The organism is Streptomyces sp. BHT-5-2 (assembly GCF_019774615.1).
Taxonomy (GTDB): domain Bacteria; phylum Actinomycetota; class Actinomycetes; order Streptomycetales; family Streptomycetaceae; genus Streptomyces.
Genome location: NZ_CP081496.1, coordinates 2,556,697 through 2,575,631, shown reverse-complemented (window position 1 = coordinate 2,575,631; position 18,935 = coordinate 2,556,697). Strand labels below are relative to the sequence as shown.

Sequence of the window (18,935 nt, the reverse complement as noted above, 5' to 3'; positions counted from 1 at the left end):
ACTGTCAGTGCCCACCGCTACTCTCGCTGGCATGGCTGTCTCCACGTCTCCGGAAGCGCCGATCCCGGTCGGCGAGGTGTCCCGACTCATCGGCGGGTGGATCGACCGGCTCGGCGCGGTGTGGGTCGAGGGGCAGATCACCCAGCTCTCCCGGCGGCCGGGCGCCGGTGTGGTGTTCCTGACGCTGCGCGACCCGTCGCACGACATCTCGGTGAGCGTGACGTGCTATCGCCAGGTCTTCGACCGGGTCGCCGAGGTGGTGAGCGAGGGCGCCCGGGTGGTGGTGCACGCCAAGCCGGAGTGGTACGCCCCGCGCGGCCAGCTCTCGCTGCGGGCCGCCGAGATCCGGCCGGTCGGCGTGGGCGAACTCCTCGCCAGGCTGGAGCAGTTGAAGCGGACACTGACGGCGGAGGGGCTGTTCGCCGCGGAGCGCAAGCGGCCGCTGCCGTTCCTGCCGCAGCTGATCGGGCTGGTCTGCGGCCGGGCCAGCGCCGCCGAGCGCGACGTGCTGGAGAACGCCCGGCACCGCTGGCCGGCGGTCCGCTTCGAGGTGCGCAATGTGCCGGTGCAGGGGGTGCACGCGGTGCCCCAGGTGGTCGCGGCGGTCCAGGAGTTGGACGCGCTGCCCGAGGTGGACGTGATCATCGTGGCGCGCGGCGGCGGCAGCGTCGAGGATCTGCTGCCGTTCTCCGACGAGCAGTTGGTCCGGGCGGTGTCCGAGGTGCGCACACCGGTGGTCTCCGCGATCGGCCACGAGCCGGACAGCCCGCTGCTGGACCTGGTGGCCGATCTGCGGGCCTCGACGCCGACGGACGCCGCGAAGAAGGTGGTGCCGGACGTCGGCGAGGAGCTGGCCCGGGTGCACCAGCTGCGGGAGCGCGCCCGGCGCGCGCTCGGCGGCTTCCTGGACCGCGAGGAGCGGGGCCTGTCGGCGGCACTGCACCGCCCGTCGATACAGCACCCGCAGCGGATGGTCCAGGAGCGCGAGGAGCAGATCACCGCCCTGCTGGAGCGCGGCCGGCGGACGCTGGGGCATCTGCTGGACCGCGCCGATTCGGAGCTGGTGCACACACTGGCGCGGGTGGTGGCGCTCTCCCCGAAGGCGACGCTCCAGCGCGGCTATGCGGTGCTCCAGAAGCCGGACGGGGCGGCGGTGCGCGCGCCGTCCGAGGTGGCGGTGGACGAGGAGCTGCGGGCCAGGGTGGCCGACGGCGAGTTCCGGGTGCGGGTGGCCGCGGTCCCGGGCGCCGGTTCCGCGGAGACGGTTCCGACCAGGGCGGACTCATAGGGTGGGAGACATGGCGAAGACGGATGACGTGGTGGACGCGGCGGCCGGGGTGCCCCCGGTGGAGTCCACCCTCGGCTACGAGCAGGCACGGGACGAGCTGATCGAGGTCGTCCGCCGCCTGGAGGCGGGCGGCACGACGCTGGAGGAGTCGCTGGCCCTGTGGGAGCGCGGCGAGGAGCTGGCGAAGGTCTGCCGCCGCTGGCTGGACGGCGCCCGGGCGCGGCTGGACGCGGCGCTGGCGGAGGGCCCGGAGGAGCAGACGGAGCGGGAAGCGGAGTAGCGACGGCACCGGAGGGACGCCGTCGCCCCCGCGCCCGCCCTGCGGCCTTCCGGCTTCCGGAAGGCCGCAGCCGTTCCACGACCCGCTCGTACGAACCCACTCGCGCGAGGCCCACTCATGTGAAGCCACTCACAATGCATCACCCGTTAGTTGAACTTTAATCTATCGGGGTTAGAGTTGATCCGGTGAACAGTGCAGCCCATCCGCGTGGACAGTGCACTCCGTCCCCATGGACGGTGCACGCACGGCACGCGCTCCCGTGGACCGCGCAGTCCCCGACGATCCGTAACCACCCGAAGCCCCGAGGTGCCCCACATGTCTCTCGCCCTTGACGCCACCGCTCAGGACCTCCTGTTCCGCGAGGCCCAGACCGCCAACACGTTCACGGACGAGCCGGTGACGGACGAGCAGGTCCAGGCCATCTACGACCTGGTGAAGTACGCTCCGACCGCCTTCAACCAGTCGCCGCTGCGGATCACGCTGGTCCGCTCCGAGGACGCCCGCAAGCGCCTGGTCGCGCACGCCATGGGCGCCAACGGCCCGAAGACCCTGGCCGCGCCGCTGACCGTGATCCTCTCCGTCGACCTGGACTTCCACGAGAAGCTGCCGAAGCTCTTCCCGGCCCTGCCCAACGTCAAGGACGACTTCTTCTCCGAGCTGTCCGCCCGCGAGGCCGCCGGCACCCAGAACGCCACCCTCCAGGCCGGCTACTTCATCCTCGGCATCCGCGCCGCCGGCCTGGCCGCCGGCCCGATGACCGGCTTCGACTTCGGCGCCGTCGACAAGGAGTTCTTCGGCGACGGCAAGCAGAAGTCCTTCCTGGTCATCAACGTCGGCAAGCCGGGCCCGGACGCCTTCTTCCCGCGCTCCCCGCGCCTGGCCTTCGACGAGGCCGCGACCACCGTCTGAGCCGCCACCGGCCCCACACGACGACGAGGCCGCCGCACCCGATCCGGTGCGGCGGCCTCGTCGCGTACGTGCAGCCCTGCTTCGGCCCTTCGCGGCCTCAGCGCTTCGCGGCCTCAGCCCTTCTTCGCCACCAGCGCCGCGGCCAGCTCCGCCAGCCGCCCGAACGGCGCGGTCCCGGTGACGACCGTGGTCACCCCGGGCTCCTGGTGGACCAGCGCCTTGTAGGTGTCGCCCTGGTAGCGGTCCCACTTCTTGCTGCCGACGGCCTGCTGACCCCCGACCTTGGCGGCGCCGAGCGTGACGTCCTGGATGAACTGCTTGGCGGGCGCGTCGCTCTGCTCGACGGCCGCATACTGCTGCTCCGGGTCGAGCATCCCCAGATGCCAGGCGCCGCCCTTGCCGTCGCTGCCGGCCTTGTACGAGACGGAGGTGGCCCGCCAGTCCTTCGACAGACCCTCGGGTGCGGCGACCGGGTACGGGGCGGCACGGCGGGCGGTGATGATCTCGACGCGGGTGTCGACGGTCTGCACCGCGTTCTTCTCCGCGGTCGCGCTGTCGTCGTGCGGGATGAAGAAGTAGATCGCCCCGACCAGGACCCCGATCACCGCCAGCGACAGGACCATGTCCGTCACTCTTTGCCTGCCTCGCATACCAGCCACCTCCCTATCGTCCCCCATGCCCGCCGCCGTCCGGACACGCCCCCCTGCGACGGCGCCCATCTGCACAAACGGTTCGGCGGGCGGTGCCCCTCCGGCGCGGGCGGTACCCGGCCATGCGCTTGCTCATGCGAAGCCCCCCCTGCTCATTTTCGCGACGTACCGATAAAGTCATGGGCACCCTCATCAATCCGGCCGTCGCCGTACAGAAAGGTGCGCTCGATGACCGAGCATCATCTGCCGTCCCCGCTAGAGGTCAGCCCGGAGGCCCCGGACCGCAACCTCGCCCTGGAGCTGGTCCGGGTGACCGAGGCCGGTGCCATGGCATCGGGCCGCTGGGTCGGCCGCGGCGACAAGATCGGCGCGGACGGCGCGGCGGTCAAGGCCATGCGCGCCCTGATCCACACCGTGTCGATGAACGGCGTCGTGGTGATCGGGGAGGGCGAGAAGGACAACGCCCCGATGCTCTACAACGGCGAGCGCGTGGGCGACGGCACCGGCCCGGAGTGCGACGTGGCCGTGGACCCGGTGGACGGGACCACGCTGACCGCCAAGGGCATGGCCAACGCGGTGTCCGTGATGGCGGTCGCCGAGCGCGGCTCGATGTTCGACCCGTCCGCGGTCTTCTACATGGACAAGCTCGCCACCGGCCCGGAGGCGGCGGACTTCGTCGACATCACCGCCCCGGTCGCGGTGAACATCAAGCGGATCGCCAAGGCGAAGAAGTCCGCGGTCGAGGACGTCACCGTCGTCATCCTGGACCGGCCGCGCCACGACGGCCTGGTCAAGGAGGTCCGGGAGGCCGGCGCGCGGATCAAGTTCATCGCCGACGGCGATGTCGCCGGCGCGATCATGGCGGCCCGCGAGGGCACCGGCGTGGATCTGCTGCTGGGCATCGGCGGTACGCCCGAGGGCATCATCGCGGCCTGTGCGCTCAAGTGCATGGGCGGCACCTTCCAGGGCAAGCTGTGGCCCAAGGACGACGAGGAGCGGCAGCGCGCCCTCGACGCCGGCCACGACCTGGACAAGGTCCTGCAGATCGAGGACCTGGTCAGCGGCGACAACGTCTTCTTCGTCGCCACCGGCATCACCGACGGCGAGCTGCTGCGCGGCGTCCGCTACCGCGCGGAGACCGCCTACACCCAGTCCCTGGTCATGCGCTCCAAGTCCGGCACCATCCGCCAGATCGACTCCGAGCACCGCCTCTCCAAGCTGCGCGCCTACAGCTCGATCGACTTCGAGCGCCCGAGCTGAGCCGGCGGCGGCCGGAGTCGTCGGCACACGGCTGACCCGGCCGCGGCCGGAGTCGTCGGCGTGGCACCTCCCAGCGTCTGGCTGGGGGAGCAACTCGCCCCCGTCGGAAGCGACTTCCGGCGGGGGCGAGATGCTCCCCCAGCTGAGGCCGGGAGGGTGCCCCCGGCCTTGGGGGCAGCTGCCCGGACGGGCCCGCGGTGGGGTCAGCCGGCCGCGGGCATCGGGGCGGCGGCGCGCTGCAGTTCGCCCTCCCGGCGCCGCCGGCGGGTCAGCACCACACGGCGCTCGGCGGCGGTCAGCCCGCCCCAGACGCCGTAGGGCTCCGGCTGGAGGAGGGCGTGCTCCCGGCACTCGACCATCACCGGGCAACGGGCACAGACCCGCTTCGCGGCCTCCTCCCTGGCCAGCCGTGCGGCGGTGGGCTCCTTGGAGGGGGCGAAGAACAACCCGGCCTCGTCCCGGCGGCACACCGCCTCCGCATGCCAGGGACCGGCCTCGTCGCGAGCGTGCCCTCGCTGGGACGGAACGACAGCGGCATCCTGCAGGGGCTGATGCGGTAGCAGCACGGTCTACTCCTGACGACGGCTTCGGCGAGAGAAATCACCCTTGCCCGTCTCGCTGCGCACGGCCTTTTTTCGCACCCCGCAGCCGTACGAGAGACGATGCACCAGCCCTACCCGCTGTACGCGGGCTTATGCACACCGTGTCGATCGAGGACCGCCGACCGCCCCGCCGGCCGCCCCGACGCCCCGCTGCCGACGGGCTAGCCGAGCCAGCGACGGTCCCGCCGCTCCCGGCGCTCCTCCCAGCGCTCGCGCCGCTCCGCCCTCAACTCGTCCATCCGCTCGTGCCGTTCCGCCCGGAGCCTGTCCATCCGCTCGTGCCGCTCGGCCCGCAGCTCGTCGAACCGCTCGCGCCGCTCACCGCGCAGCCGGTCCCGCAGATCACGGATCCAGGCGCCGCGCTTGGGCTTGGCCTCCACGCTGCCCAGCAGCGTGAAGCCGTTCACGTCGACCTCGGGGGCGTTGCCGTCCTCGGCGTCGTGGGTCTCCACCTCGAAGGAGCCGAGGATGCCGGAGCCGCTGCTGCGCAGGGTGACGTTCTCCGGGACCCGGATCTCGACGCTGCCGAGGACGGAGGTGACGTTGATCTGGACCCGCTGCTGCGGGAAGACCGCCTCGGTGAGGTCGATCTCCACGCTGCCGAAGATCGCGACCGCGTTGATCCGCGGCGGGACCCGCCAACGGCCCTTGCGGTTGGCCGCGCTGAAGATCGCGACGAGGTTCTGGTCGGGCACCGGGCCGCCCGGGCCGTAGGCGTAGGACTCCGCGCCCGGCTCCGGTCGGCGGGCGGCGGCGGGCAGGTCGCGGACGACGGGCTCCAACTCGCCGACGGTCTTGGCGCGGTAGACCGCGTCGATCCGCTCGGCGTGCTCCTCGGCGTCCAGCCGGCCCTCCGCGAGGGCCTCCCGAAGGATCTCCGCGATCCGGTCGCGGTCCGCGTCCGAGGCCCGCATGTCGGCCTCCGCCACGGGCTTGGCCGGCGATTTCGCCTCGCCCTTGGTCAGTTTCACCACCTGCTGGTCGTGCTGCTCCGCAAGCGGCCCGGGCGGGGTCTCGGGGCCCGGTCGTCCCCCGTTTCCTGAAGCGTCCACGACCCCAGCGTACCGAAACGCGATAGATCGCGACTAGAGCACCGGGGACATGTCCCGGCCGACTGAGCCCTACCTCACAGCGGAGCCGGAGGCCGGGGGTTCTACGCTGGACGGGCGCTGCCACAGAAGTCAGCCACCACCCCTCCGAGTAAGGACATATCCCCCATGCCGGAATTCGCCTATACCGACCTGCTCCCCACCGGCGAGGACAACACCCCCTACCGCCTGGTGACTTCGGAGGGCGTCAGCACCTTCGAGGCGGACGGCCGGACGTTCCTCAAGGTCGAGCCGGAGGCGCTGCGCAAGCTCGCCGCCGAGGCGATGCACGACATTGCGCACTACCTGCGCCCGACCCACCTCGCCCAGCTGCGCAAGATCCTGGACGACCCGGAGGCCAGCGCCAACGACCGCTTCGTCGCCCTGGACCTGCTCAAGAACGCCAACATCGCCGCCGCCGGCGTGCTCCCGATGTGCCAGGACACCGGCACCGCGATCGTCATGGGCAAGCGCGGCCAGAACGTACTGACCGGGGGCAGCGACGAGGAGGCCCTCTCCCGCGGCATCTACGACGCCTACACCCAGCTCAACCTGCGCTACTCGCAGATGGCGCCGCTGACGATGTGGGACGAGAAGAACACCGGCTCCAACCTCCCGGCCCAGATCGAGCTGTACGCGACCGACGGCGGCGCCTACAAGTTCCTCTTCATGGCCAAGGGCGGCGGCTCGGCCAACAAGTCCTTCCTCTTCCAGGAGACCAAGGCCGTCCTCAACGAGGCGTCCATGATGAAGTTCCTGGAGCAGAAGATCCGTTCGCTGGGCACGGCCGCCTGCCCGCCGTACCACCTGGCGATCGTCGTCGGCGGCACCTCGGCCGAGTACGCGCTGAAGACCGCCAAGTACGCCTCCGCGCACTACCTCGACGAGCTGCCGGCCGAGGGCTCGCCGACCGGCCACGGCTTCCGGGACAAGGAGCTGGAGGAGAAGGTCTTCGAGCTGACCCAGAAGATCGGCATCGGCGCCCAGTTCGGCGGCAAGTACTTCTGCCACGACGTCCGCGTCGTCCGCCTCCCCCGGCACGGCGCCTCCTGCCCCGTCGCCATCGCCGTCTCCTGCTCGGCGGACCGCCAGGCCGTCGCCAAGATCACCGCCGAGGGCGTCTTCCTGGAGCAGCTGGAGACCGACCCGGCCCGCTTCCTGCCGGACACCACCGACGAGGAGCTGACCAAGGGCGCCGGCCCCGACCTCGACGCGGTCCGGATCGACCTCGACCAGCCGATGGCGGACATCCTCGCCGAGCTGACCAAGCACCCGGTCAAGACCCGGCTCTCGCTCACCGGCACGCTGGTCGTCGCCCGCGACATCGCGCACGCCAAGATCAAGGAGCGGTTGGACGCGGGCGAGGGGATGCCGCAGTACCTCAAGGACCACCCGGTCTACTACGCCGGCCCGGCCAAGACCCCCGAGGGCTACGCCTCCGGCTCCTTCGGCCCCACCACCGCGGGCCGGATGGACGCCTACGTCGAGCAGTTCCAGGCCGCCGGCGGCTCCAAGATCATGCTCGCCAAGGGCAACCGCTCCCAGCAGGTCACCGACGCCTGTGGCACGCACGGCGGCTTCTACCTGGGCTCCATCGGCGGCCCGGCCGCCCGCCTGGCGCAGGACTGCATCAAGAAGGTCGAGGTCCTCGAATACGAGGAGCTGGGCATGGAGGCCGTCTGGAAGATCGAGGTCGAGGACTTCCCGGCCTTCATCGTCGTCGACGACAAGGGCAACGACTTCTTCCAGGACCCGGCGCCGACCACGCCGACGTTCACGTCGATCCCGGTGCGCTCTTCCTGATTTCCGGCGGCCGCCCAACGGGGCGCCGCCCGCACGGCGTTACGGCCGCCATCCGCGCGAACGCGTGGGTGGCGGCCTTCTCGTTCCCCTCCCCCGTCCCCTACAGCCCCCGATGGCGGGGGCAGGCGCACGGCGGCCACGCCTGGGAGAGGCCGTAGAGGTCGAAGCGGTCGCCGGCTACGACGTGGATCTGGGCGCGTTCCTGGACGACGCTGCCGTCGCGGGTCGTGGTGTAGACGCGCAGGGTCATCAGTGATTGCCGGGACCGCGGGCCCGGTGAGGTGTGGCCGGCGCTCGTGGCCATGGTGACGCTCCTGTTCGGTGGGGGGTGTTGACGCTGTCCCGTTAGGGGGCGAGGGCGGGTTCCGGGTTTCGTCGTGGGATGCCCCTAAGTTTCAGCGGATCGTCACTTTCCGTGTTCCCATCGTTGCTCTGCGGCGTAACCTTGAGAAGGGAGTGAGAGCTGATTCCTACAGGCGTAATAATGCGAAGTGAGGCTGTGGCCAAGGAAATTGATCCAGCGTCATCCGTGGCGGCGCCGTTCGGCACGGGGGTGCGGAAACCCGATCTGATGCGTGCGCAGCTCGCACGTCTACTGGATACAGCCGACGGCCCAGCACATCACCGTCCGGGTCCTGCCGTTCAGCAGCGGCGCGCATGGTGCTGCGGAAGGGTCCATGTCTCTGCTGACGCTGCCGGACGCGCCCGAGTGCGCCTACGCCGAAAGCTCCGAATGCGGCCAACTCGCAGACGAACCAGAGGGTGTGGGCACGTTCGCGGAGTCGTACGATCACGCCCGGGCGCTGGCCCTGCCGCCGAACATGTCACTCGACATGATCCGATCCGTCATGGAGAGCATCTACCGTGCTGCGTACGTCCCGGCCCGATCTGAGCGCCGCCGAGTGACGCAAGTCCGGCTACGGCAACAAGAAGGGGGGCGACTGCGTGGAGGTGGCCGACGGCCACCCCGGCTTCGTCTCCGTTCGGGACAGCAAGGATCCCGAACGGCCGGCCCTCGTCATTGCCGCCGGCGCGTGGGACGCCTTCACAGGCGCGCTCGAAGGCTGACGGGCGGAGCCGCCGCTCGCTGAGGACGCAGGCAGGTGACATCCGTCGCGGGGCCGGGAACAGATCCCGCCTCGCGGGCACTGTCATAGGCATGAGCGAAAACAGCGCATTCAGGATCGAGCACGACTCGATGGGTGAGGTGCGGGTGCCCGCGCATGCCAAGTGGCGGGCCCAGACCCAGCGGGCCGTGGAGAACTTCCCGATCTCCGGGCAGCGGCTGGAGCGGGCGCACATCGAGGCGCTGGCCCGGATCAAGGGGGCGGCCGCCACGGTCAACGCCGAGCTGGGCGTGCTGGGCAAGGACGTCGCGGAGGCCATCGCGGAGGCGGCGGCCGAGGTGGCCGAGGGGCGGTGGGACGAGGACTTCCCGGTCGACGTGTTCCAGACCGGGTCGGGGACGTCGTCGAACATGAACGCCAACGAGGTGATCGCGACCCTGGCCAGTGAGCGGCTGGGGCGGGATGTGCACCCCAATGATCACGTCAATGCGAGTCAGTCGTCGAACGACGTGTTCCCGTCGTCGATTCATATCGCGGCGACGTCGGCCGTGCTGGGCGATCTGATCCCGGCGCTGGAGCATCTGGCGGCGGCGCTGGAGCGGAAGGCGGCGGAGTTCGCCGAGGTGGTGAAGTCGGGGCGGACGCATCTGATGGATGCCACGCCGGTGACGCTGGGGCAGGAGTTCGGGGGGTACGCGGCGCAGGTGCGGTACGGCGTCGAGCGGTTGCGGGCCTCGTTGCCGCGCCTGGCCGAACTGCCGCTGGGCGGCACGGCGGTGGGCACGGGGATCAACACCCCGCCCGGCTTCTCGGCCGCGGTGATCGCCGAGGTCGCGCGGACGACGGGGCTGCCGCTGACGGAGGCGCGCGACCACTTCGAGGCACAGGGCGCGCGGGACGGGATCGTCGAGACCAGCGGTCAGTTGCGGACCATCGCCGTGGGGCTGACGAAGATCGCCAATGATCTGCGGTGGATGGCGTCGGGGCCGCGTACGGGGCTTTCCGAGATCAACCTGCCGGATCTGCAACCGGGGTCGTCGATCATGCCGGGGAAGGTCAATCCGGTGATTCCGGAGGCGGTGCTGATGGTCGCGGCGCAGGTCACCGGAAATGACGTGACGGTGGCGACGGCCGGGGCGGCCGGCAATTTCGAGCTGAATGTGATGCTGCCGGTCATCGCGCGGAATGTACTGGAATCGGTGCGACTGCTCGCCAATGTGTCGCGGCTGCTGGCCGATCGGACGGTGGACGGGATCACCGCGAATGTGGGGCGGGCCCGGGAGTACGCCGAATCGTCGCCTTCGGTGGTGACTCCGCTGAACAAGTACCTCGGTTACGAGGAGGCCGCGAAGGTCGCCAAGCGCTCGCTGGCGGAACGGAAGACGATCCGCGAGGTGGTCGTCGAGGGCGGTTATGTCGAGCGCGGTCTGCTGACGGTGGCACAGCTCGACGAGGCGTTGGACGTGTTGCGGATGACCCGTCCGTAACCCTCTCGGTAACCAGCGGTGCGGCGCACGTCACCGCGCGCTCAACGCGGCGCCCCTAAGATCTGCTCATGACAGCGGACATGGTGGAGACGACGGAAGGCGGGACGGCCGGTGTGCCCGCGCCGGTGGCCGGGGCGGGACGGGCGGCGGAGTCGGGGCGTTGGGCGCCCGGGGACCACGTCCTGTGGCGCTATCGCGACAACACCGACCCCCGCCGGTTCCACATCTGTCGCCCGGTGACCGTCGTCCAGGACACCGAGGAACTGCTCGCGGTGTGGATGGCGCCGGGGACGCCGTGCGTCAAGCCGGTGCTCGCCGACGGCACTCCGGTGCACCGTGAGCCGCTGGCCACCCGCTACACCAAGCCGCGGCGGACGATGCGCGACCAGTGGTTCGGCAACGGTGTGCTGAAGCTGGCCCGGCCGGGAGATCCCTGGTCGGTCTGGCTGTTCTGGGAGAGCGGCTGGCACTTCAAGAATTGGTACGTCAATCTGGAGGAGCCGCGCCGTCGTTGGTCGGGTGGAATCGACTCGCTCGACCATTTCCTCGACATCTGCGTCTATCCGGACCGGCACTGGGAGTGGCGGGACGAGGACGAGTTCGCACAGGCACGGCGGGACGGGCTGATGACGGACGCGCAGGCAACCGATGTCAAGGCCGCCGGACGCGCCGCGGTCGCACAGATCTCGGCGTGGCACGGGCCGTTCTCCGACGGCTGGGAGGACTGGCGGCCCGACCCGGCCTGGGACGTTCCGTCGCTTCCGGAGGATTGGGAGCGCCTGCCGGACCGTTTGCTGCCGTGAGGAAGCAAACGCGAAAAGAAGAGCGTGGAACGAGTGAAGGGGGCGAACGGTGGAAAGGTGCGCCTACGGGCAAAACTGTTTCCCGCCGGGTTGCCCGGGCGTTCCCGCCGGACGGGAAGCGGTACCCAGCCCCCTTGCTGCGCCCTGGGCCTTCAAACGTAGGATCGTCCTCCGCAAGACTGCACAGGCGCAACTCCAGAACGGGAAAACGAACTTGACCGCGGTCGCAGGAGGGGCGAGGTCGTGAGCGCGACAAGCTACGACGCGTACGAGGGCCTGAACCGGTTAGCACTCGACCGGGCCGGACAGGCCGATGCCTTCGACGCGATCGGTGACCAGTACGAGACGGCCTTTCCGCACAAAGAAGGCCAGATCGCCTCGGGTGTGTGGCTGAGCGAGGAACTGCCGGCCGGATCCCGGATCCTCGACGCCGGTTCCGGCACCGGCCTGCCGACCGCCCGTCAACTCTGCGACGCGGGCCACCGGGTCGTGGGAATCGACCTCTCCCCCGGGATGGTCGCACTCGCCCGGGAGAACGTCCCGGGCGCCGAATTCCACCGGCTGGACATCGCCGATCTGCGCGCCGGCCGGCTGGGCGGGCGGGGTTCCTTCGACGGAATCGCCGCCTATTTCTCCCTGTTGATGATGCCCCGCGCGGAAATCCCCTGTGCCCTGGGCATGCTGCACGACCTCCTGCGACCGGGCGGGCTGATGGCCCTGGCAATGGTCGAGGCCGATATCGACGACTACCCCATTCCGTTCCTCGGCAGCACGATCCGGGTATCCGGATATCTGCGGGACGACCTGCGCCGGGTCGTGCGCGACGTGGGTTTCGACGTCGTCGGGGAGGACTCGTATGCGTATGCCCCGGCGAGTACGGACGTACCACCCGAAATCCAGCTCTTCCTGCACCTGCGACGCGCTTGAGACGCACCGCGTCAGTCGCGTCCGCTCGGGCGGCGCGCACCGAACGCGGCGCGCCGGCGCCAGCCCCGGACGGATGGAATCCCACGCGTGACGGAGCACTCCTCCTCCCACGAAACGCGGCAGTCGGCCCCGACCGCCGCGTCCTCGGCGTCCCCCGCTGCGGGGACGGCCGGGACGGCGCCGCCGGGCGGCGTCCCCGACCCGCGCAGCGCCCTCCAGCAGCCCGCCGGCACCGGCCACGACCCGGCGCCGGGGACGGGGTTCGCGGTGCGCGGCGGTGACGGCGCCGGCCTCGGTGACGCGACCGGCGAGCGTGCCGCCGCGGCCTCCGCGGGGCCGCCGGCGGGGCAGGGGGACGCCGAGCCGGCCGCCGATCACGGCCCGGCCGGCGACGGCGCGCGGGCGTACGGCGCCGCCCGCACGTCCGACAGTTCCTACGGCGGATACGCCGGGTCGTACGGGGGCTCGTACGACCCGTACGGGGAGGTGGCCATGCCCGCTGAGGGAGGGCCGGACGGGGAGCCGGGCGCGGAGCGCGCGGCGGTCCGCGCGCGCCGGCCGGTGGCGCAGGGCGCGTTGGACCGCACCGGTGCGCCGGAGCCGGACGAGGAGCCGGGGCATGCGCAGCCGCGCCCCGGCGGTGAGGGCGTCGGAAGGCCCCGGGAGGGCGATCCGGCGACCTGGGCGCACGGCGGTGAGCCGGGCGCGGGCGGACGGCCGCCGGGCCCGCCACCGGGTGTACGGGGCGGCGGGCCGGCCGACGCGGAGCTGCCGCCCCCGTCGGGGCCCTCGCAGCCGCCTTCGGTGCCGCCCGCGCGCTCGGCGCATCCCGGTGAGAGCAGCGAGGTGGCCGCGGCCCGGCAGGCCGGCGGCGACCGGCTGCGGTTCATCGGGGCGGCGACCCGGCGGATCGCCCGCGGCATAGACCTGGACGAGATCGTGCTGGGGCTGTGCCGGGCGACGGTGCCGACGTTCGCCGACGCGATCCTGGTGTATCTGCGCGATCCGCTGCCGGTGGGCGACGAGCGGCCGACCGGCCCGGTGGTGCTGCGGCTGCGCCGTACCGACCGGATCCCGGAGGAGCCGGACACCAACGGGCTGCGGCTGCCGGTGCTGCCGGCGCAGCCGGATCTGGGGCCGGCGATGGGCGGCAGCGCCGCGGAGCTGTCCGAGGTGCGCCCGGGCGGGCCGCTGGCGGAGGTGCTGCGCGGGGTGCGGCCGCTGTTCGGCGAGGCGCAGGCGGCCCGGACCGCGCTGCCGGAGCTGCTGGGGCCCGACACCCGGCTGCCGGGCGGCCACCGGGTGATCCTGGCGCCGCTGCGCGGGCGCCGCCGGGTGATCGGTGCGGCGGTGTTCCTGCGCCGCCCGGACCGCCCGGCGTTCGAGCCGGACGACCTGCTGGTGGCGGCCCAGTTGGCGACGCACACCGCGCTGGGCGTGGACAAGGCGGTGCTCTACGGCCGCGAGGCGTACATCGCCGACGCGCTGCAGCGCACCATGCTGCCGGACTCGCTGCCGCAGCCCACCGGCGTACGGCTGGCCAGCCGCTATCTGCCGGCGGCGGAGACCGCCCGGGTGGGCGGCGACTGGTACGACGCGATCCCGCTGCCGGGCAGCCGGGTGGCGCTGGTCGTCGGCGATGTGATGGGCCACTCGATGACCTCGGCCGCGATCATGGGGCAGCTGCGGACGACGGCGCAGACCCTGGCGGGGCTGGACCTGCCGCCGCAGGAGGTGCTGCACCACCTCGACGAGCAGGCCCAGCGGCTGGGCTCGGACCGGATGGCGACCTGCCTGTACGCGGTCTACGACCCGGTGGCGCACCGGATCATCGTCGCCAACGCCGGGCATCCGCCGCCGGTGATGCTGCACCGCGGCGGGCGCGCGGAGGTGCTGCGGGTGCCGCCGGGCGCGCCGATCGGCGTCGGCGGGGTGGACTTCGAGGCGGTGGAGCTGGACGCCCCGGCGGGCGCCACCCTCGTCCTGTACACCGACGGCCTGGTGGAGTCGCGGATACGGGACGTGTGGACCGGCATCGAGCAGCTGCGCGAGCGGCTGGCCGAGACGGCCCGGCTGACCGGGCCCAATCCGCCGCCGCTGGAGCCGCTGTGCGACGAGGTGCTGGACATGCTGGGCCCGGGCGACCGCGATGACGACATCGCGCTGCTGGCCGCCCGGTTCGACGGCATCGCGCCGAGCGACGTCGCGTACTGGTACCTCGACCCGAAGGCGCAGACCGCCGGGCAGGCGCGTCGGCTGGCCCGGCGGGCGCTGGCCCGCTGGGGCCTGGAGGAGCTGTCCGACCAGCTGGAGCTGCTGGTGAGCGAGGTGGTGACCAACGCCGTGCGGTACGCCGAGCGGCCGGTGACGCTGCGGCTGCTGCGCACGGACGTGCTGCGCTGCGAGGTCGGCGACGACGTGCCCCAGCTGCCGCGGCTGCGGCAGGCCCGGCCGTCGGACGAGGGCGGCCGCGGGCTGTATCTGGTCAACCGGATGGCCCGGCGCTGGGGTGCGACCCGGCTGAGCATGGGAAAGGTCGTCTGGTTCGAGCTGTCGATGCCGCCGGGGGTGCGCCTCTGAGGCGGAGCGCCGGCACACGCGAGGGGACCCCGTCCGGGATCGGGCGGGGTCCCCTCGCGTGTACGGGCCGGGCCCGTCCGATCGCCCGGGAGCCCGTGCCGACATGCCGCCGTCGGCATTGACTGGTTGGGTGGGGCAAAAGGGACCCAAGGGGCCGGCTGTCCGCGGTCGGGACCGACGGCCCCCTTGCCCGCCCCACCGCCAGTCATCGAACGGAAGGCATTCCTCCGATGTCCAGCACCGCCCGGAACGTCCCGCACACGACGACCAACACCGGCATCCCGGTGGAGAGCGACGAGCACTCGCTGACCGTGAGCCCGGACGGCCCGATCCTCCTCCAGGACCACTATCTGATCGAGAAGATGGCCCAGTTCAACCGCGAACGGGTCCCCGAGCGGGTGGTGCACGCCAAGGGCAGCGGCGCGTACGGCTCCTTCAGGGTCACCAACGACGTCAGCCAGTTCACCAAGGCGGACCTCTTCCAGCCCGGCAAGGAGACCGAGATGCTGGCCCGCTTCTCGACGGTCGCCGGCGAGCAGGGCTCCCCCGACACCTGGCGCGACCCGCGGGGCTTCGCCCTCAAGTTCTATACGGAGCAGGGCAATTACGACCTGGTGGGCAACAACACGCCGGTCTTCTTCGTCCGGGACACGATCAAGTTCCAGGACTTCATCCGCTCCCAGAAGCGCCGCCCCGACAACGGGCTGCGCGACAACGACATGCAGTGGGACTTCTGGACGCTCTCGCCGGAGTCGGCCCACCAGGTCACCTGGCTGATGGGCGACCGCGGCATCCCCAAGACGTACCGGCACATGAACGGGTACGGCTCGCACACCTACATGTGGGTCAACGGGGGCGGCGAGAAGTTCTGGATCAAGTACCACTTCAAGACCGACCAGGGCATCGACTTCCTCACCCAGGCCGACGCCGACCGGCTGGCCGGCGAGGACGCCGACTGCCACCGCCGGGACCTGCACGACGCCATCGAGAGCGGCAACGCCCCGTCCTGGACGCTGTACGTGCAGGTCATGCCGTTCGACGACGCCGCGGACTACCGCTTCAACCCGTTCGACCTGACCAAGGTGTGGCCGCACGGCGACTACCCGCTGATCGAGGTCGGCCGGATGACGCTGAACCGGAACCCGGAGGACTACTTCATCCACATCGAGCAGGCCGCGTTCGAGCCGTCCAACATGGTGCCGGGCATCGGCCCGTCCCCGGACAAGATGCTGCTCGGCCGGCTGTTCTCGTACCCGGACACCCACCGGTACCGGATCGGCCCGAACTACGCGCAGCTGCCGCCCAACCGGCCGCACGTGCCGGCCCGTTCGTACGCCAAGGACGGCCCGATGCGGTTCGACCCGGCGCGTACCGCCCGGCCGTACGCGCCGAACTCCTACGGCGGCCCGGCGGCGGACACCGCGCGGTACGGGGAGCCTGCGGGCTGGGAGTCCAGCGGCGCGATGGTGCGCGAGGCGTACACGCTGCGCCGGGACGACGACGACTTCGGTCAGCCGGGCACGATGGTCCGCGAGGTGCTGGACGACGCGGCCCGCGAACGACTGGTCGGCAACGTCGCCGGGCACCTTCTGAACGGGGTGAGCCGGCCGGTGCTGGACCGGGCGCTCCAGTACTGGCGGAACATCGACAAGAACCTCGGCGACCGGATCGCCAAGAAGGTCAACGGCGGCTGAGCCCTCGCCGCCCGCGGGAAGCACTGCGGCCCGCACCCCCCTGGGGGCGCGGGCCGCGGTGCTGCCGGGTGGCCGGGCGGGTCAGCCGCCGAAGTTGTTCGGCAGGGTGCCGCCGGTGCTGTCGCTCCCACCGGGGTTGCCGGTGGTCCCGCCGTTGCCGGTGGTGCCGCCGTTGCCGGTGGTCCCACCGTTGCCGGTGGTGCCCCCGTTTCCGGTGGTCCCACCGTTGGGCGGGCCGCCGGCGGTGCCGCCGGTCGGCGGCGTGGGCCGGCCGGTCGGACGGCCGGTGCCGCTGTCCGTCGGGGTGCCGGTGGGCGTCGGGGGGCCCGACGGCGTGTGGGTCGGCGTCGGGGTCGTCGACGGGGTGGAGCTCGGGGTGCGGCTCGGCGTCGAGGTGGGCGGCGGCGGTACCGCGGCGCCCATGTCGGTCTCCAGGTCGAACTCGGCGCCGGCGTTGTCGCCGAGCGCGGCCTGGGTGTAGTCGGCCCAGACCTTCGCCGGGTAGCCGCCGCCGTTGACCCGGCCGCCGCCTCCGGCGCCCTTGAGGGTGACCTGCTTGCCGCCGGTGGGCGACTCGCCGAACATGCCGACGGCGGTGACCAGCTTGGGCGTGTAGCCCACGAACCAGGCCGACTTGTTGTCGTCGGAGGTGCCGGTCTTGCCCGCCGCCTGGTAGGCGGTGTTCTTCACGGCGTCCGAGGCGGTGCCGTCGTTGACCACGCCGGTCAGGACGGAGGTGATGGTGTCGGCGGTGGTGCGGGAGAGCACCCGGTCGCCGATCGGGTTCTTGAGCGGGACCTCCTTGTCACTGCCGTCCTTGGCATGGACGGCCTTGACGACGAGGGTCGGGGTGACCTTGATGCCGTGGTTGTCGAAGGTCGCGTAGGCGCCGGCCATCTGGAGCGGGCTGGCGCCCATGGTGCCCAGCGTCATGGCCGGCTGGACGTCCATCTTGGAGCCGTCCATGCCCAGGTCGACCGCGGTCTTCTTGACCTGGTCCAGGCCGACGTCGGCGCCCATCTGCGCGAAGACCGCGTTGACGGAGTTGTTGGTCGCCGTCTGGACGGTGATCCGGCCGTAGGTGTGCTCGTCCTCGTTCGGCGGCGCGAAGGGCTTGGTGCCGCCGATCACGGGGCGCCGGTTGCGGCCGTCGTAGATCGCGTTGGGGGTGATCGGTGTGCCGCCCCGGGTCTCCGCGTGGTTCTCCATGGCCGACGCCAGGATGATCGGCTTGAAGGTGGAGGCCGGCTGGTAGTCGGAGCGGGTGGCGTTGTTGGTGTAGTGCTTGGGGTAGCCCGCGCCGCCGTAGAGCGCCACGACGTGCCCGTTCGACGGGTCCACCGAGGTGGCGCCGAGCTGGACGTCCTGGTCGACCGGGCGGTCGGCCTTGAGGTCGTCGGTGAGCTTCCGCTTGACCGATGCCTCCAGCTCCTTCTGGCGGTTCTTCTCGATGCCGAGGGTGACCGTCCACCCGCCGGCCTCGAACTCGTTCTCGTCGACGCCCTGGGCGAACAGCTCCTTCTTGGCCGCCTCGACGATGTAGCTGGCCTGGCCGGTCAGGCCGGGCAGCGGCTTGGGCGGCTTGGGCACCGGGAACTTCTGCTGGGCCCGCTGCTGCGGCGTCAGCCACTTCATCTCGACCATGTTGTCGAGGGTGTAGGCCCAGCGCTGCTGGACGAGCTTCTTGCCGGCGTCGGAGGCGATGGCCCAGTCGTACTGGTTGGGCGCCTGGAGCAGCGAGGCGAGGTAGGCGCCCTGGGCGACGGTGAGCTTGTCGGAGTCCACGCCGTAGTACGCCTGCGCGGCGGCCTGGATGCCGTAGGCGCCGCGGCCGTAGAAGCTGGTGTTGATGTAGCCGGCGAGGATGTCGTCCTTGGAGAACTTCTGGTCCACCTTGAGGGAGATGACGATCTCCTGGAGCTTGCGGGAGACCGTCTGCTCCTGGCTCAGGTAGTAGTTCTTGACGTACTGCTGGGTGATCGTCGAGCCACCCTGCTTGCCCTTGCCGCTCAGCGTGTTGATGACACCGCGGAGGGTGCCCTTCAGGTCCACGCCGGAGTCGTTGTAGAACGTCTTGTTCTCGGCGGCGACGAAGGTGTGCTGGACGTCCTTGGGTATCCGGCTCAGCGGGACGGTCTCGCGGTTGACCTGGCCGGTGCGCGCCATGACCGAGCCGTCCGCGTACTTGAAGACGTTGCTCTGGAGCTTGGCCTGCTGGTTGCCCTCGGGCACCCCGACGTACAGGTAGAGGCCGATGAAGCCGAGGATCCCCAGCAGGCAGACACCGAGGACGGCCCCGAGGATCTTCTTCCAGGTGAAGAAGCGGCGTATGCCGGACTTCTTCTCGTTCTTTCCGCTCCGGCGGGCGCCGCCCTGCCGCGCCCGCCTCGCGTTCGCTCGGCCCATCGCTCGTGCAACTCCAGTCGTTCCGCCCCCGGCATAACTCAGCTGTTGAAGCTAACACCGCATCTGACAACAAATACTCATCGATCAAGGC

General features: G+C 71.3%; 14 protein-coding genes and 3 pseudogenes. 12 read left to right on the top strand and 5 right to left on the bottom strand.

The window, feature by feature from the left end:
- Positions 1 to 31 precede the first annotated feature (31 nt).
- From xseA to K2224_RS11470, 3 genes are all read left to right on the top strand, one after another.
- Positions 32 to 1,288, top strand: coding sequence for an exodeoxyribonuclease VII large subunit (gene xseA, locus K2224_RS11480; RefSeq protein WP_260692526.1), 1,257 nt, complete (start codon positions 32 to 34; stop codon positions 1,286 to 1,288).
- 10 nt (positions 1,289 to 1,298) lie between these two features.
- Positions 1,299 to 1,568 carry an exodeoxyribonuclease VII small subunit gene (locus tag K2224_RS11475; RefSeq protein WP_221906465.1) on the top strand — a complete coding sequence of 90 codons (270 nt, stop codon included), beginning with the start codon at positions 1,299 to 1,301 and terminating at the stop codon, positions 1,566 to 1,568.
- A gap of 315 nt (positions 1,569 to 1,883) precedes the next feature.
- On the top strand, positions 1,884 to 2,477 hold the full coding sequence (locus K2224_RS11470; protein WP_221906464.1) for a malonic semialdehyde reductase: 594 nt from the start codon (positions 1,884 to 1,886) through the stop codon (positions 2,475 to 2,477).
- A gap of 113 nt (positions 2,478 to 2,590) precedes the next feature.
- Here the strand turns inward: K2224_RS11470 and K2224_RS11465 are convergent, their stop codons facing one another.
- Positions 2,591 to 3,100: a DUF4245 domain-containing protein gene (locus K2224_RS11465; protein WP_260692525.1), complete on the bottom strand. Its 510-nt coding sequence runs from the start codon at positions 3,098 to 3,100 to the stop codon at positions 2,591 to 2,593.
- A gap of 255 nt (positions 3,101 to 3,355) precedes the next feature.
- Between K2224_RS11465 and glpX the strand changes: the two genes are divergently transcribed.
- A complete protein-coding gene (gene glpX / locus K2224_RS11460) occupies positions 3,356 to 4,387 on the top strand; it encodes a class II fructose-bisphosphatase (protein ID WP_221906462.1) in 1,032 nt (343 codons plus the stop codon).
- A 203-nt stretch (positions 4,388 to 4,590) separates the two neighbouring features.
- Here the strand turns inward: glpX and K2224_RS11455 are convergent, their stop codons facing one another.
- Both K2224_RS11455 and K2224_RS11450 read right to left on the bottom strand, forming a co-directional pair.
- Positions 4,591 to 4,953, bottom strand: a complete 363-nt coding sequence (locus K2224_RS11455) for a WhiB family transcriptional regulator (RefSeq protein ID WP_221906461.1) — start codon at positions 4,951 to 4,953, stop codon at positions 4,591 to 4,593.
- A gap of 359 nt (positions 4,954 to 5,312) precedes the next feature.
- A pseudogene (locus tag K2224_RS11450) lies at positions 5,313 to 5,903 on the bottom strand (DUF1707 domain-containing protein); the annotation flags it as partial.
- A gap of 303 nt (positions 5,904 to 6,206) precedes the next feature.
- Between K2224_RS11450 and K2224_RS11445 the strand changes: the two are divergent.
- Entirely contained in the window at positions 6,207 to 7,880 is a 1,674-nt protein-coding gene (locus K2224_RS11445) for a fumarate hydratase (RefSeq protein WP_221906460.1), read from the top strand.
- Between the two features lie 100 nt (positions 7,881 to 7,980).
- Here the strand turns inward: K2224_RS11445 and K2224_RS11440 are convergent, their stop codons facing one another.
- Complete coding sequence (locus K2224_RS11440; protein WP_221906459.1) at positions 7,981 to 8,184, bottom strand: hypothetical protein; 204 nt, start codon at positions 8,182 to 8,184, stop codon at positions 7,981 to 7,983.
- A gap of 271 nt (positions 8,185 to 8,455) precedes the next feature.
- On the opposite strand from K2224_RS11440, the pseudogene K2224_RS41580 reads away from it, so the two are divergent.
- The 7 genes and pseudogenes from K2224_RS41580 to K2224_RS11405 all read left to right on the top strand — a co-directional run.
- A pseudogene (locus tag K2224_RS41580) lies at positions 8,456 to 8,710 on the top strand (Scr1 family TA system antitoxin-like transcriptional regulator); the annotation flags it as partial.
- A gap of 88 nt (positions 8,711 to 8,798) precedes the next feature.
- Positions 8,799 to 8,948: pseudogene (locus K2224_RS11430) on the top strand (DUF397 domain-containing protein); the annotation flags it as partial.
- 91 nt (positions 8,949 to 9,039) lie between these two features.
- Entirely contained in the window at positions 9,040 to 10,434 is a 1,395-nt protein-coding gene (locus tag K2224_RS11425) for an aspartate ammonia-lyase (protein ID WP_221906458.1), read from the top strand.
- Positions 10,435 to 10,502: 68 nt separating this feature from the next.
- On the top strand, positions 10,503 to 11,237 hold the full coding sequence (locus K2224_RS11420; RefSeq protein ID WP_221906457.1) for a DUF402 domain-containing protein: 735 nt from the start codon (positions 10,503 to 10,505) through the stop codon (positions 11,235 to 11,237).
- Positions 11,238 to 11,480: 243 nt separating this feature from the next.
- Positions 11,481 to 12,164 carry a class I SAM-dependent methyltransferase gene (locus K2224_RS11415; protein WP_221906456.1) on the top strand — a complete coding sequence of 228 codons (684 nt, stop codon included), beginning with the start codon at positions 11,481 to 11,483 and terminating at the stop codon, positions 12,162 to 12,164.
- Between the two features lie 87 nt (positions 12,165 to 12,251).
- Positions 12,252 to 14,744, top strand: coding sequence for a SpoIIE family protein phosphatase (locus K2224_RS11410; RefSeq protein ID WP_221906455.1), 2,493 nt, complete (start codon positions 12,252 to 12,254; stop codon positions 14,742 to 14,744).
- A 230-nt stretch (positions 14,745 to 14,974) separates the two neighbouring features.
- A complete protein-coding gene (locus tag K2224_RS11405; RefSeq protein WP_221906454.1) occupies positions 14,975 to 16,438 on the top strand; it encodes a catalase in 1,464 nt (487 codons plus the stop codon).
- Between the two features lie 81 nt (positions 16,439 to 16,519).
- On the opposite strand, the gene K2224_RS11400 is transcribed toward K2224_RS11405, so the two are convergent.
- Positions 16,520 to 18,844, bottom strand: coding sequence for a transglycosylase domain-containing protein (locus K2224_RS11400; RefSeq protein ID WP_221906453.1), 2,325 nt, complete (start codon positions 18,842 to 18,844; stop codon positions 16,520 to 16,522).
- Positions 18,845 to 18,935: the final 91 nt, after the last annotated feature.